The following is a 14,787-nucleotide window of genomic DNA, read 5'->3' as shown; positions in this document are numbered from 1 at the left end:
TTAAGCGTTTTAAAATTCATGTCATTCACAATTAACTTTTAAGATCTGTGGTTTGATCCGTAACATCAGCTTTCACTGGTGAAACTTTTTTCCACGCTTCTAAAGTATGTTCCTTAGAACGCTTAAATGTTTCTGTTAAATGATCTTTGTGCTTTCCTGAAATTTGGGTCACATCTTCTTTCAGCTCTTTTCCAAGTTTTGAAAGATCATCAATAACCGTATTAAACTCAGTTTTCACAAACTCTTTGAGTTCACTAAAATCTTTTTGCGATGAACCAAACTGAACTTTTAACTGATCAAGTTTATTCAATACATCTTGCTTCAAATGACGCAATTGATCTTGCACACTGGCATTCAACTGCTTTGCCTCTGCTCCGATCTTTTCTTTGCTTTCAGTAACCGCTTCTGTGGCTTGAACACTCGCTTCTTTTGCAACTTGTTCAAGCTTTTCAGCACCTTCGATAACGACTTCTTTCATGGAGGATTTAGCCGCTGTTTGTTTTTGTTGTGTTGCCATGACTTTGTACCTGTAGTTTTTGCTGACCGAACCACATTAGCGCTTTTTGATAAATTTTAATTTATGATTTGTCTGACAATAATTAATTGCTTACATTTTTCTACGATTTTGCAAAACCAAACTTTATTCTAAAATGCAAGCGCTTTATCTGCTTTATTCCTGATATTTACGATGGACTTTCAGTGGCTTTCTGCGTATAATGCCGTGTTAAGTTCAAGCGAGCAGATGTAAGGAGGGTAGGTTTTTAAGCAACCTTCCTTTTTTTTCGTCTTCTCGCTTTTTTACAGCCTAAATTTCAGGAGCTTTGGTTTGAGCACCCCAGCAATTTTAGCCCTTGCCGATGGTACTATTTTTAAAGGTACTTCAATTGGCGCATCGGGTAGTACGACTGGTGAAGTCGTTTTCAACACTGCCATGACTGGCTATCAAGAAATTTTGACTGACCCAAGTTATGCACAACAACTTGTGACCCTAACTTACCCACATATCGGTAACACAGGTTGTAATGATGAAGACGCTGAGTCAGGTCGAATTCATAAAGTATGGGCCAACGGATTGATCATTCGTGACCTACCTTTATTGCATAGCAACTTCCGTGCTGAGCAATCACTAAGTGATTACCTTAAACAACACAATGTTGTTGCTATCGCAGATATTGATACTCGTAAATTAACGCGTATTCTGCGATCAAAAGGTGCGCAAAACGGTTGTATCCTTGCTGGTGAAAATGCAACTGAAGAAGAAGCGTTAGCTAAAGCACGTGCTTTTGGTGGTCTTAATGGTTTAGACCTTGCAAAAGAATGCTGTGATCCGACCGGTTTCGAATGGACTGAAGGCTCTTGGGCGCTTGGTAAAGGTTTCGCTCAACCAGAACTTAAATTCCATGTTATAGCATACGACTACGGTGTCAAAACCAACATCTTACGTATGCTCGCAGACCGCGGTTGTAAATTGACTGTTGTGCCTGCGCAAACTCCTGCTGCTGACGTACTTGCGCTGAATCCAGATGGCGTGTTCTTATCGAACGGCCCCGGCGATCCAGCAGCATGTGATTATGCAATTGAAGCTGTAAAAACAATTGTAGAAGACGCACGCAATGTACCTGTATTCGGTATTTGCTTAGGTCACCAAATTCTTGCACTTGCATCAGGTGCAAAAACTGTGAAAATGCCTCACGGTCACCACGGTGCTAACCATCCTGTACAAAACTTAGAAAATGGTACAGTGATGATTACTTCTCAAAACCACGGCTTCGCAGTGGATGCAGAAACACTCCCTGCAAACTTGAAAGCTACGCATAAATCACTGTTCGACCAAACCCTTCAAGGGATTCATCGTACAGACAAACCTGCGTTCAGTTTCCAAGGTCATCCAGAAGCAAGCCCTGGTCCACATGACTGCGCACCACTGTTCGATCATTTCATCGAACTTATCGAAGCATCTAAGAAGTAATTAAGGAAGCATCATGGCTAAACGTACAGACATTAAAAGCATCTTAATTATCGGTGCTGGTCCGATTGTGATCGGTCAGGCATGTGAGTTTGACTACTCAGGTGCGCAAGCATGTAAAGCCCTTCGTGAAGAAGGCTACCGTGTTATTTTGGTGAACTCTAACCCAGCGACCATTATGACTGACCCTGCGATGGCAGACGCAACTTACATCGAGCCGATCACTTGGCAAACTGTAGCTGCAATCATTGAGAAAGAACGTCCAGACGCAGTTCTTCCTACAATGGGTGGTCAAACAGCATTGAACTGTGCCCTTGCACTCGATGCCAACGGTATTTTAGAAAAATACAATGTTGAATTGATTGGCGCGACGAAAGAAGCGATCGAAAAAGCGGAAGACCGTAAACTTTTCGATATCGCGATGCGCAAAATCGGTTTGGAATGCCCTCGCGCTGACGTTGCAGAAAGCATGGAACACGCACTTGAAATTCAAGCACGTTTCGGCTTCCCTGTCATTATCCGTCCATCATTCACTATGGGTGGTTCAGGCGGCGGTATTGCTTATAACAAAGAAGAATTCATTGAAATCTGTGAACGCGGTTTCGATCTTTCTCCAACTAAACAATTATTGATCGATGAATCATTAATTGGTTGGAAAGAGTACGAAATGGAAGTTGTTCGTGACAAAAACGACAACTGTATCATTGTATGTACAATCGAAAACTTTGACCCAATGGGCGTGCACACAGGTGACTCAATCACTGTTGCTCCTGCGCAAACATTGACAGACAAAGAATTCCAACTTTTACGTAATGCATCTTTAGCTGTACTACGTGAAATTGGTGTAGAAACTGGCGGTTCGAACGTTCAGTTCGGTATCAACCCGAAAGACGGCCGTATGGTTGTAATCGAGATGAACCCACGTGTTTCTCGTTCATCTGCCCTTGCTTCTAAAGCAACTGGTTTCCCAATTGCTAAAATCGCGGCGAAATTGGCTGTAGGTTATACCCTTGATGAGTTGAAAAACGACATCACTGGCGGTACAACTCCTGCATCTTTCGAACCTGCAATTGACTATGTTGTAACGAAAATTCCTCGTTTCAACTTCGAGAAATTCCCGCAAGCTGACGCAACTTTGACGACTCAGATGAAATCTGTAGGTGAAGTAATGGCGATTGGCCGTAACTTCCAAGAATCTGTGTCTAAAGCGCTTCGTGGTCTTGAAGTAGGCGCATGCGGTTTTGACGAAAAAATCGCTGTGGGCACTGAAGGCGCACGTGAGAAAATTCTTGTTGAATTGAAAGTGCCTGGTCCAGAGCGTATTTGGTACGTAGGCGATGCATTCCGTCACGGTTTCACTCTTGATGAAGTATTTGAAGCAACCAAAATTGACCGTTGGTTCTTGATTCAAATCGAAGACATCATCAAAACTGAAAACCAAATCAAAACTTTAGGTTTTGGTGACTTAAACGCTGACAACATCCGTTCGTTCAAACGCAAAGGTTTATCAGACCTTCGCATTGCGGACTTGATGGGCATTTCACAAAAACAATTCCGTAAACACCGTTGGAACTTGGGCGTAACTCCAGTTTACAAACGTGTAGATACATGTGCTGCAGAGTTTGAATCTGACACAGCTTACATGTACTCAACTTACGATGAAGAATGTGAAGCGAATCCGTCTAACCGTGACAAAATCATGGTAATCGGTGGCGGTCCAAACCGTATTGGTCAAGGTATCGAGTTCGATTACTGCTGTGTACACGCGGCGCTTGCTATGCGTGATGACGGTTATGAAACCATCATGGTGAACTGTAACCCTGAAACGGTTTCTACAGATTACGACACATCAGATCGTTTGTACTTCGAACCAATTACTTTGGAAGATGTACTTGAAATCGTGCGTATCGAGAAGCCTAAAGGCATTATCGTTCAGTACGGCGGTCAAACTCCGCTTAAATTGGCTCGTGCTTTAGAAGAAGCTGGTGCGCCAATTATTGGTACATCACCTGACGCGATTGACCGTGCAGAAGACCGTGAACGTTTCCAACAAATGATTCAACGTCTACAACTTCGTCAACCAAACAACAGCATCGTAAAATCTGCTGAAGAAGGTATGGCAGAAGCTGCTAAAGTTGGCTACCCACTTGTGGTACGTCCATCTTATGTACTTGGTGGCCGTGCGATGGAAATCGTGTACAACGACGAAGAATTGAAACGTTACTTACGTGATGCGGTTCAAGCATCTAACGAAGCGCCAGTACTTCTTGACCACTTCCTAGACGATGCGATTGAAGTTGACGTGGACTGCGTATCTGACGGTAAAGACGTTGTGATCGGCGGTATCATGCAGCATATCGAACAAGCGGGTATTCACTCAGGTGACTCAGCATGTTCTATTCCTCCTTACTCTTTATCTCAAGAAGTACAGGACGAAATGCGCCGTCAAACCATCGCTATGGCAAAAGAGCTTGGCGTAATTGGTTTGATGAACGTACAGTTTGCGGTTAAAGGTACTGACGTATACATCTTAGAAGTGAACCCACGTGCATCACGTACAGTTCCATTCGTATCTAAGTGTATCGGCGAATCTTTAGCAAAAGTTGCTGCACGTTGTATGGCAGGTCAATCTCTAGAATCTCAAGGATTCACTACAGAGATTATTCCTGAACACTTCTCTGTAAAAGAAGCGGTGTTCCCATTCAACAAATTCCCTGGTGTTGACCCAATTCTTGGCCCTGAGATGAAATCTACAGGCGAAGTGATGGGTGTAGGTAAAACATTTGGTGAAGCGTTCTATAAAGCTGTGTTAGGCTCTAATGACCGTTTACCAGGCCTACCAACGGAAGGCGAAGTAAAACATGCATTCTTATCTGTTCGTCACTCTGACAAGCCTCGTGCTGTTGGTATTGCGAAACAGTTGACAGATCTTGGCTTCAAAGTGATCGCTACTGGCGGTACTTATGATGTGATTAAAAATGCTGGTATTGAATGTGAACGTGTGAACAAAGTGACTGAAGGCCGTCCTAATATCGTAGACCGCTTGAAAAATGGCGAAGTTCACCTCATTATCAATACAACTGAAGGCAAACAGGCTCAAGAAGATTCATTCTCGATCCGCCGCTCTGCATTACAAGGTAAAGTGTATTACACAACTACCCTTAACGGTGCTGATGCAGTATGCCAAGCTTTAGCAATCAAATTGCCAATGGATGTATACCGCTTACAAGACCTTACTAAAGGTTAATTAAGTTACCGAGAAGTCCCGCCACCTCTCGGTGGCGGGCTTTTTTTCATTTCTAGGTCAGTAAAAATTTTACTGATTTTTTCTTTTACAAACATGAGGGACAACAATGCAACGTTATCCTATGACACCCGAAGGCAAAATTGCCCTAGAGAAAGAATTACAGCAACTTAAAAGTGTTGATCGTCCACGTATTACTGCAGCAATTGCTGAAGCGCGTGAACATGGGGATTTGAAAGAAAACGCTGAATACCACGCTGCTCGCGAGCAACAAGGTTTCTGTGAAGGCCGTATCCAAGATATCGAAGGTAAATTGGGTGCTTGCCAAGTGATTGATGTTAAATCACTTGAGCAAAATGGCCGTGTGGTTTTCGGTGTGACTGTGACCATTGAGAACTTAGATACTGAAGAACAAAAGACTTATAAAATCGTTGGTGATGACGAAGCAGATTTTAAAATCAACAAAATCTCTGTGAACTCTCCAATTGCTCGTGGTCTTTTGGGTAAAAATGAAGGCGACGATGTAAAAATCAACACACCACAAGGTGAAGTTGAGTACGAAGTTTCTAAAGTTGAATATCTTTAATTCATTAAGATAGCAATTTTAAGCCCCTCTTTTGAGGGGTTTTTTATAATCAGACAAATAATTATTATACCCCTGCTCTATACTTCTTTTAATAATCCTGATGCAAAAAGTTGAAAGGCATGTAATGCTTCTGACAACACCTGCTCAGGATTCTTGCTAGAAGCCACCCAAAGCGCCGCATTCATGGCTGCTCCATTTAAAAATATGGCTGCCGCTTCAGAATTCACTGCTTTAATTCGGTCTGCTGCCAATAACTGTTCTACGCATTCACGTGTAGACTTCAAGCATTTGTTTTGACTCGGCCAATGCGCAGGATCACCCAATACCGCAGGTCCGTCGCGTAATACAATTCGCTGAAACTCAGGATTCAAGGCATTTTCAATATAGGTTTTCCCCTCAAGCATCAACCCCTCCCAAAGATCTTCGGGTTGCTCCAGATACTTCTGGGCAGATAAAGCCATTTCTGAATCAATTTGATTAACCACAGCAGCAAATAAGCCCTTTTTATCGCCAAAATGATGGTACAGCGCACCACGGGTCAGCCCTGCTTCTGCCGTGAGTTTATCCATTGAGGTGTCTGCATAGCCATACTCAGCAAACGTACGGCGTGCCACTTCAATCAGTTTCTTGCGGGTTGCCGCCATTTTTTTTTCACGAACAGACATTGCTTTGATTACCTCATCATCACAAAAATTTTAATTGACATACCAGGCGTATGTCAATTATGTTGACATACGATACGTATGTCAAAAATAAAGCTGCTTTCCCCCCACTTTTAAAACCAGATATTGAATGAGAATAAACATGACTAGAATTGCAATATTTCCCCAAGATCGCCATGCCTTGTATGAACAGCATGGTTACTCTGCTGCTATTAAATCGGAAAATTTACTCTTTGTATCAGGCCAGGTCGGTAGCCGTGAAGATGGCAGTCCTGAACCTGATTTTGAGAAACAGGTAAAACTAGCATTCCAGAATCTTAGCCATACTCTCGCTGCGGCAGGCTGTACTTTCGATGAAATTGTCGATGTCACCACCTTCCATACAAACCCTGAACAGCAATTTGAAGTCATCATGAAAGTTAAAAATGAGGTGTTTACACAAAAGCCTTATCCAAACTGGACAGCAATAGGTGTTAATTGGCTTGCAGGTTTTGATTTTGAAATTAAAGTCATTGCTCGGATCCCAAACCTCCCTACAAACACTTCGGTCTAGCGATTGATTTTTAATAGGGATGAACGACGCATGACATCAGTTCAATTGGTTATAATGGTTTACCCTTTTTAAGTTGTACTGTTTATGTCTGAAAAATTGATTAATTCACCTGTAAATCATTGGTGTGAATTTGAGTTCATCTCTAAAACAGTGAAGAACCCTAATATTCACATCAAAGGTAATTATTCATATTATTCTGCATATTGGGATCAAGGTTTTGAGCGCTGTGTGGTGCGTTATTTGCACGATAAACCTGCAACAGCTGAAAAGCCGATAGACCAGTTACATATCGGTAATTTTGTCTGTTTTGGCGCAGAATGCGTGATTATGATGGGCGGTAACCAACTCCACCGCACGGACTGGATTTCAGCCTTTCCGTTTGATACACGGAGTTTTGTCCCTGCGGGTGACACAATCATTGGTGATGGATGCTGGATCGGCTCACGTGCCATGATTATGCAAGGTGTTACACTGGGTGAAGGTGCTGTCGTTGCTACAGGTGCTGTGGTGACTAAAGATGTGCCACCTTATGCAGTAGTAGGCGGAGTCCCTGCTAAAATTATTAAATATCGCTTTCCTGAAGAAGATATCAAAAAACTACTTTCCCTCAAGCTCTATGACTTAGATGAAAAGCAGTTTTTAAAGATGCGGGAAAAATTGCAGACGGATGATGTTGATACATTAATCAAATATCTAGATTAAATCCCGATTCAACATAGTTTTTCCAATCAATTATAAAATCATCGGAGTGTTTTAATTTCTGGATAGCAAAGGGAGTATAAGTTTCCAGCATATACAATTCTTTGGCATCTTGTTGTCCCACTGATACATATTTTTCATTCAATGTTACTTGTTTATTATATAAATTTCCTATATGAAATTCATCAATGAAATATTCAGTTCGTAGTTTACTGATAATAATATTTCCAAGAAATTTACTGTCACTAAAAGACAAATTAAATTTTTCAACTAACTTACTTAAAACTAAACGAAATATTTTCAAATCTTTTGAAAATTCCACACCAAATACAAACGCAATTAATATTAGGTTTTTTCTAAAATCATTAGTTTTCAAAATAGCATATTGATTAATTTTTCTTTTTAATTCACGTGAGTTGAAGTTTTTATAATTTTGTAATGCTAATACCCAAAAAAAGAATTCATTTAAAGCTTCTTTATGCTCCATCTCACCAATTCTATAAAGTTCTTCCTTCAATACATTTTCATAGTTAATATAAGGTTCCAAATTTGGAAATTTAATTGTTAAATCTATAAATTTTTCAAAATAATCAGCTGTTATCTCTGCTTCATAACCATAAAAATTCTGAACTGACTGTGATAATTGTGGCTTATTCATCACCAAAACAAAAACAATTTTAGGAATATCAAAGAAATGTTTAACCCTTTCAATTAATCGTATCGCAAAATCAGGACGACAACGATCCAATTCATCAATAATAAAAACTAAAGGTTTATCTAATTTTCCAGCTAATACAGCAAGTTCTTTCTTAAAGTCATGAATTGTTTGTTTCTCAACCTGATGATTCTCAATTTTCTTTTCGATTTTCTCCTTAACTTTTGCAGCTATTTCCTCACTTGCTGTGTCATACAACGCTTTTCCTTCTTCATATACCTCTTTAAATGCTTCTCCAGCTCCACCCAAGCCAATCCAATGCATGCCCGCTTTAGCCGCAATCATTGGTATGACAGCCGCCAACGATATTAATACTGAAGCAGTCTTAGCATTAAAATCTTTAATTTCATCATCATCAATTTCTTCTGACTCTTTAAAAGTTTGACTTATTTCAGCTGCAATCGTTAAAAATGGATCTTCCAAATAATCATTAGCAAATGCATCCAAATAGATCACGTTATGCTGAGTATCATCTAAATGCTTCGCCCAATGACGGACAAACCACGTTTTACCCTCACCCCATCGTGCATCCAAAGCAAGAACAGCACCGCAGTTTAAGCGATCAACATAACTTGTAAGCTGCTCTCCTAAACGACGGCGATCCCAAAGATCACCTTCCCATGCAGTTTCAATATTCTCAAAATTATCTTTAGCCCAGTTTAATTGATTATCCATCATTTCTATTTATATTCATCAAGTTAACTATGTATTGAGTATAGCAGTAGCGCTATAAATTAACATTTAACCCATAAGCATCTCGTAACTTGTCATAGCCTTTTCCTCAAATTCAGACTATAAAGAACTCATAAAATAAAAAGACCCCACTTTTCAGGATGAATGATGACGAGAACCACTCAATTCTCAGGCATATTTATACTTGCCCTGCTGGCAGCAGTCGTCGCAACTTTTTGCTATGCGATTCATGTCTATACCCAGACGCTTAGTTATCCCAAACCATTATTTTTCCATCAGGCTTAGTGGGTATTCCCCGGCTTTTTTATTGCCTTTGCTTTCATGGCATTTAGCTATATTCAACTTACACAACGACTTAAACACTATGTAGTAATGACTCAGCTCAGTTGCCATCACGATGGTACAGCTCCATTAGTTGAGGCTTTAGTACTCTTTGCGATTGTCTACATACTCAGTGGTTTTGGTAACTTCCACCCTGAAGCATTGTGCTGGATTTTCTATATTAGCTTTTTTATTCGCTGGCTATTTAGCTATGAGCGGACATGGTTACTGATTTTGGCCATTATACTTGCCATTGGTGGCATGTTCTTTGAAGGACTATTGGCTGAGTTTGCTTTAGTTAAATATCGCCATGAAGATATTTACAATGTGCCGTATTGGCTCGGTGGCGTATATATGCAAGGCGCATTTGCCTTACGTGCAGGTATGCGTCGTTTTGTTTATCGTTAATTTTTTAAATTTGGAAAATTGAGACATAAAAAAAAGACCACTCAATCGGAGTGGTCTTTTTTGAATATGGTGGCTATGACGAGACTTGAACTTGTGACCCCCGCATTATGAGTGCGGTGCTCTAACCAACTGAGCTACATAGCCTTAAACTGTGCGCGCATTATGGAGGGATATTTAAATATCGTCAAGCCCATAATGCGCGTATTTGATCAAAATTTGTTGAAGTGAACCGATAAGCCGGGTTCTGTCGAGGACGATCATTCCTCTAGGCGTACAATCACTCATACGCTCAAGCGACCTACCCGGATCCAGCATGGGCCATGCCTAAAGGATCCCTATTTGGTCTTGCTTCCGGTGGGGTTTACCATGCCATGAACTGTTACCAGTCATGCGGTGCGCTCTTACCGCACCCTTTCACCCTTACCTCCGATTTTGATTGCTCAAAACCATAATGAAGGCGGTCTACTCTCTGCTGCACTTTCCGTCGGCTCACGCCGCCCAGGCGTTACCTGGCACCTTGCCCTATGAAGCCCGGACTTTCCTCCCCTGCTTTAGTCACGGAGACCTATACACAGCAGCGATCGTCTGGTTCACTTCGGGGCGCATTCTAACAAATCTGACAACTAATTGCTTGATGTTTTTTGAGCAGTTAGTTTTTCGTACTTTTGTTGAAGCTGTTCCTGAGTTTCAGGATGTGCCGGATCCAATGGAATACAGTCCACCGGACAGAACAACTGACACTGCGGTTTATCGTGATGCCCAACGCATTCCGTACACAAATCAGGGTTAATCTCATAAATGAGTTCCCCCATGAAAATCGCCTCATTGGGGCATACAGGTTCACAGACATCGCAGTTGATGCATTCATCAGTGATATATAAAGACACTCTACCAACCTTGCTGTTGTTTACGCTTAAAGGCTTCCACAACAGCTTGTGGTACAAACTGAGTGACATCACCATTTAAACGTGCAATTTCACGCACGAGCGTAGATGAAATAAACGAATATTGCTCTGATGGGGTTAAGAACACGGCTTCAAATTTACTGTCCAAACGGCGATTCATATTTGCCAATTGAAATTCATATTCAAAATCTGAAACTGCACGTAAACCACGTAACACGGCTGTTGCTTTTTGCTCGTTAAAGAAATTGACCAACAGCCCATCAAAACCTACAAACTCAACATTTGACAAATGACTTAAAGACTCTTGCGCTAGTGCAACACGTTCTTCCAGACTAAACACAGGGTTTTTGTGATGTCCAATTGCAATTGCCACGACAACTTCGTCAAACATGCGTGATGCACGTGTCACTAAATCGATATGACCATTAGTAATTGGATCGAATGTGCCCGGATAAATTACACGAGTTTTAGACATCCAGTTGTACTCTGTTATTTTGTAGATGGGTATTTTAACAAAATCTTGATTTATAGGTGAAGTCAGCTTGTAAATTTAAAAACTTCATCTTATTCAAAGTTCGGGTACAATAGTGCTAAGTTTGGAAGTTTTTGATTATGACGAAAGCAGTAGTTAAAAAAAATAGTAGCAGTACGATTGCCCTAAATAAGCGTGCGCGTCACGATTATTTCATTGAAGAAAAATTTGAAGCGGGCCTTTCATTACAAGGCTGGGAAGTCAAATCAATGCGTGCGGGTCGAATGACTATCGTAGAGAGCTATATTACGTTTAAAAATGGTGAAGCATTTTTATTCGGCGCTCAAGTGCAACCTTTACTGAGTGCTTCGACACATGTAGTGCCTGAAGCAACACGTACTCGTAAATTATTGCTGAACCGCCGTGAAATTGAAAAACTACAAGGTGCAATTAACCAAAAAGGTTATTCATGTGTGCCTTTGGCATGTTACTGGAAAGGTCCTCATGCCAAACTTGAAATTGCACTAGTAAAAGGTAAACAGCTTCACGACAAGCGTGCAACGGAAAAAGACCGTGATTGGCAGCGTGATAAAGCCCGTATTTTTCATAAATAAGTTCAATAAAAAACCTCCATTTTGGAGGTTTTTTTATTTTTAAATTGCACATTTAGCAGAATTTCAACCCACCAAAACAGTTGGTCCGAACTTTCTGGTTCACCAAGACTTGATTTTTTAAAGTTAAATTGGCCGCACTAGCATTGCTGAGGTTAATTGAACCGACATTTTTATAAATCGGTAAACCAAATGCAGCACCAACAGCAGAACCTAACGGAATATAAATCGGTTCATTGGTTAAAATTTGCGATACTTTTTCTGCAACTTGTGGCAAGACGCCTGAAATATCTACTTCAGATGTTGGATTTAATTTACCAATATTGATCGGGTCTTTAAATGACATCCACCAACCTGTACGTGCAATATCATCTGCATTGGCATCTGGCCAACTGATATCTTGAGATTGAAGCGATAAATAACCGGCTGTGCCATTTAATGGAATGTTATGAATCATATTTAAGGCTTGCTCAAAGGTAATGTTCATTTTCAAATCATCAATTGACGAACCTGAATCCATAAAGAACTGCGCCCCTTCAACCCATAACAAATTGCGGTCAAGTTTGACCTGCATGCTACCGCTATCTCGATTGAGCTGAATCGATGGCACAGTCGCACTGATATTTTTGGCAATGGCTTGAGTTTGTCGTTTTCCATTAATCGTAATTTCAGGAACGGTAAACGGCACATTCATTGAAGGAATTTTTAATCCTTGACTATTTTCAGGTTGGCTGACAAAGCTACGATCATTGTTCCAAATCGTGTTAATCACCAAGTTCCCCGATAAAATCTCGCTGCTACTATCACCAAAGAGCGCTGCTTGGGTCTTTGCTGTTCCTGTGGTCGGTGCAATTTTCATATAACCACTCAGTGACTTAATCCCGTCTGTTGACGCACCTGTATTTTGAATACCTGTGGTCAATAAACCCGTAATAGATTCAGCACTGACACGAAAGCCTTTAACTTCGCGTAAAGCGGTTTGTTTAGGGTTTTTAATTGCAAATTCAATAAATGGATTTTTTAGTTTGGCACTTGTTGACGCTCGATCACCATTAAAGACGGGATTACCATTGGCATCGGTCAACGTTACATTACCACTCAGCGCTAGATGACGAATATCAATATCACAGCCATTTGACCCATTTACCCCACCACAGCCGAGTTGCAAACTTTTGACATTGACGTTCAAATCCATGACGGCATCTAAACTGAGTTTGTAGAAACCAATATTTTCATCGACCATTTGTTGGTTGACTAAAATAGGGTCGGTATAGGACATATTCATCAATGCCGCACCATTGATGGCAGACAATTCTTCATCGGCTAATCCCACCAAGCCTTCTGCTGCAAAAACAACGTCAGAAACACATAAGGTCAATGCCATTACTATTATTTAATCCTTTTTAATATTCGTCACTCATCCCGAGTGAAATTTATGAGAAGATTAAATCAATAGCGTTGGCGTAAATGAATGGTAATTTGTGACACGCATCACAACTCAATTATACAAAATGCCAATTTTCACAAATTTCAGGCCATTAAAAACCCCAGTAACATTTCCATCACTAGGGTTTTCAAAGATTTATAAATGATAGTTCAAACGATTTATTTACAAATTAATTAACTTTATTTAACAACAGCCCCAAATATTCACCAAACCAAATGGCGGTTTCTAAATCACCCGCAGGTGGCGTGACTTCAACAGGCGCATTATCCGATTGTGTCATTAAACCTAAAAAGCTCGACATCCGATTTAAATCTGTTGTGCTTCGTCCAGTTGGCATCAATGGAAGACCACTCCACAACATACCGTGCTGCATGGCGAATAAATTGATTTGCTGCAATACTGCCAATTTATCTCCACTTAAGCCGCCACCATTGGTAAAACCAGCGGCTAACTTGCCTTGCCATGTCCGTGCTAACCAGCGTTTAGATGATTGCTCCATGAATAATTTCATTGCCGCACTCATACTGCCCATATAGGTTGGGCATCCAAAAACGATGGCATCTGCACTGTCCAATTCATCCCAATCCACATGCTCTACATTCATGAGATGGACTTTTACACCGGCTTTTTCTGCACCTTGTACAATGAAATTCGCCACTTTGGCAGTGTGCCCATAGGGGCTGTGGTAAACAACAGCAAGAGATTTAGCAGTCAAAGACATAACATTTAAAAGTCGATAGATTCAGTCAAGTTTAGCATTTTCAAAGCATAAAGACGAATGTTGCCATACGTCCTGTTTTCGCTTCGCGGCGATAAGAAAAATATTCTTCAGCTTGCAAAAAGGTACATTGGTCGCCACCTGTTACGGCTTTAACCCCATGTAATGCAAGAATATAACGCGCTATCGCATAAAGATCAGCATAATATTTGCCTTCCCTTACACCAGCTTTAAATGCACTTTCAAGTTCTGGGTATTTGGCACAAAAGGCAGCTTTGACTTCTGCGCCAATTTCAAAATTCTCTTGGCAAATGGCTGCCCCCAACCACGCCCATGTTGGCTGAGTGTGCATGGCTGCAATGGTGTTTTCCACAATACCATTAGCCAGGCCCTTCCAACCTGCATGCAGATTGGCAACTTCTGTCCCGTCAGCATTACCCAAAACCACGGGTAAGCAGTCTGCGGTCATCATCATCAGGGCATGATGTTTAGACTGCGTGACCATGCCATCGCCTTCAGGTGCAACAAAGTTGATCTGTTCATCAATGCGATGGCATAACGTACTGTGGGTTTGGTTCATCCAACTGATTTTATTCACGCCATATTCAGCAAAGTCTTTGAGCAATTGCATCCGGTGCTTTTGCACACGCACTGCATCATCTCCCACATGCAATGCCAGATTGAATCCTGCCAGTTCGGGTTGTTCAGCAGGTTGCGTCTGATCATGATGAACTCGAGTTTGTCCCACAAAAACACCCTGTGGAAGTCCCTGAACAAATTGCATGTT

General features: G+C 41.1%; 15 protein-coding genes, 1 tRNA gene and 1 other RNA gene. 7 read left to right on the top strand and 10 right to left on the bottom strand.

The window, feature by feature from the left end; genetic code table 11:
• Positions 1 to 31: 31 nt before the first annotated feature.
• Positions 32 to 517 (bottom strand): hypothetical protein, encoded by a 486-nt coding sequence (locus AC4CU0_RS04585; RefSeq protein WP_180177520.1) that lies wholly within the window; start codon positions 515 to 517, stop codon positions 32 to 34.
• A 309-nt stretch (positions 518 to 826) separates the two neighbouring features.
• On the opposite strand from AC4CU0_RS04585, the gene carA reads away from it, so the two are divergent.
• The 3 genes from carA (at position 827) to greA (ending at position 5,796) form a co-directional block, all read left to right on the top strand.
• The gene (gene carA, locus AC4CU0_RS04580) at positions 827 to 1,969 is read left to right on the top strand and encodes a glutamine-hydrolyzing carbamoyl-phosphate synthase small subunit (RefSeq protein ID WP_490742567.1); all 1,143 of its coding nucleotides are present in this window, start codon (positions 827 to 829) and stop codon (positions 1,967 to 1,969) included.
• Positions 1,970 to 1,982: 13 nt separating this feature from the next.
• Complete coding sequence (carB, locus tag AC4CU0_RS04575; protein ID WP_490742566.1) at positions 1,983 to 5,213, top strand: carbamoyl-phosphate synthase large subunit; 3,231 nt, start codon at positions 1,983 to 1,985, stop codon at positions 5,211 to 5,213.
• Positions 5,214 to 5,319: 106 nt separating this feature from the next.
• Positions 5,320 to 5,796 (top strand): transcription elongation factor GreA, encoded by a 477-nt coding sequence (gene greA / locus AC4CU0_RS04570; RefSeq protein ID WP_078191345.1) that lies wholly within the window; start codon positions 5,320 to 5,322, stop codon positions 5,794 to 5,796.
• A gap of 77 nt (positions 5,797 to 5,873) precedes the next feature.
• On the opposite strand, the gene AC4CU0_RS04565 is transcribed toward greA, so the two are convergent.
• Positions 5,874 to 6,461 (bottom strand): TetR/AcrR family transcriptional regulator, encoded by a 588-nt coding sequence (locus AC4CU0_RS04565; protein WP_490742565.1) that lies wholly within the window; start codon positions 6,459 to 6,461, stop codon positions 5,874 to 5,876.
• Between the two features lie 139 nt (positions 6,462 to 6,600).
• On the opposite strand from AC4CU0_RS04565, the gene AC4CU0_RS04560 reads away from it, so the two are divergent.
• Together AC4CU0_RS04560 and AC4CU0_RS04555 are read left to right on the top strand one after the other, a co-directional pair.
• Positions 6,601 to 7,011 carry a RidA family protein gene (locus AC4CU0_RS04560; RefSeq protein WP_180005422.1) on the top strand — a complete coding sequence of 137 codons (411 nt, stop codon included), beginning with the start codon at positions 6,601 to 6,603 and terminating at the stop codon, positions 7,009 to 7,011.
• An 84-nt stretch (positions 7,012 to 7,095) separates the two neighbouring features.
• Positions 7,096 to 7,713: a CatB-related O-acetyltransferase gene (locus AC4CU0_RS04555; RefSeq protein ID WP_490742564.1), complete on the top strand. Its 618-nt coding sequence runs from the start codon at positions 7,096 to 7,098 to the stop codon at positions 7,711 to 7,713.
• On the opposite strand, the gene AC4CU0_RS04550 is transcribed toward AC4CU0_RS04555, so the two are convergent.
• A complete protein-coding gene (locus AC4CU0_RS04550) occupies positions 7,697 to 9,103 on the bottom strand; it encodes a KAP family P-loop NTPase fold protein (protein ID WP_490742563.1) in 1,407 nt (468 codons plus the stop codon). The two genes, AC4CU0_RS04555 and AC4CU0_RS04550, sit on opposite strands and share 17 nt — an antisense overlap.
• A 336-nt stretch (positions 9,104 to 9,439) precedes the next feature.
• Here AC4CU0_RS04550 and AC4CU0_RS04545 point away from each other — a divergent pair, with 336 nt between their 5' ends.
• Positions 9,440 to 9,847: a hypothetical protein gene (locus AC4CU0_RS04545; RefSeq protein WP_490742562.1), complete on the top strand. Its 408-nt coding sequence runs from the start codon at positions 9,440 to 9,442 to the stop codon at positions 9,845 to 9,847.
• Between the two features lie 67 nt (positions 9,848 to 9,914).
• On the opposite strand, the gene AC4CU0_RS04540 is transcribed toward AC4CU0_RS04545, so the two are convergent.
• The 4 genes from AC4CU0_RS04540 to coaD all read right to left on the bottom strand — a co-directional run bounded on the left by AC4CU0_RS04540 (position 9,915) and on the right by coaD (position 11,227).
• A tRNA-Met gene (locus AC4CU0_RS04540) sits at positions 9,915 to 9,991 on the bottom strand.
• 73 nt (positions 9,992 to 10,064) lie between these two features.
• Positions 10,065 to 10,444, bottom strand: an RNA gene (gene rnpB / locus AC4CU0_RS04535) — RNase P RNA component class A.
• Positions 10,445 to 10,470: 26 nt separating this feature from the next.
• Positions 10,471 to 10,734: a YfhL family 4Fe-4S dicluster ferredoxin gene (locus tag AC4CU0_RS04530; RefSeq protein ID WP_078191349.1), complete on the bottom strand. Its 264-nt coding sequence runs from the start codon at positions 10,732 to 10,734 to the stop codon at positions 10,471 to 10,473.
• 1 nt (position 10,735) lies between these two features.
• Positions 10,736 to 11,227 carry a pantetheine-phosphate adenylyltransferase gene (gene coaD, locus AC4CU0_RS04525; RefSeq protein ID WP_078191350.1) on the bottom strand — a complete coding sequence of 164 codons (492 nt, stop codon included), beginning with the start codon at positions 11,225 to 11,227 and terminating at the stop codon, positions 10,736 to 10,738.
• 137 nt (positions 11,228 to 11,364) lie between these two features.
• Here coaD and smpB point away from each other — a divergent pair, with 137 nt between their 5' ends.
• Entirely contained in the window at positions 11,365 to 11,838 is a 474-nt protein-coding gene (gene smpB, locus AC4CU0_RS04520) for an SsrA-binding protein SmpB (RefSeq protein WP_078191351.1), read from the top strand.
• Positions 11,839 to 11,890: 52 nt separating this feature from the next.
• On the opposite strand, the gene AC4CU0_RS04515 is transcribed toward smpB, so the two are convergent.
• From AC4CU0_RS04515 to pgeF, 3 genes are all read right to left on the bottom strand, one after another.
• On the bottom strand, positions 11,891 to 13,219 hold the full coding sequence (locus AC4CU0_RS04515) for a hypothetical protein (RefSeq protein ID WP_180176869.1): 1,329 nt from the start codon (positions 13,217 to 13,219) through the stop codon (positions 11,891 to 11,893).
• Between the two features lie 232 nt (positions 13,220 to 13,451).
• A complete protein-coding gene (locus AC4CU0_RS04510; RefSeq protein WP_078192171.1) occupies positions 13,452 to 14,003 on the bottom strand; it encodes a flavodoxin family protein in 552 nt (183 codons plus the stop codon).
• Between the two features lie 40 nt (positions 14,004 to 14,043).
• Entirely contained in the window at positions 14,044 to 14,784 is a 741-nt protein-coding gene (gene pgeF, locus AC4CU0_RS04505) for a peptidoglycan editing factor PgeF (protein WP_490742561.1), read from the bottom strand.
• Positions 14,785 to 14,787: the final 3 nt, after the last annotated feature.

The sequence above is a fragment of the Acinetobacter sp. LipI_15 genome, assembly GCF_058242865.1.
Note: the sequence above shows the minus strand (reverse complement) of the source record. Positions and strands in the feature narration are given on the sequence as shown.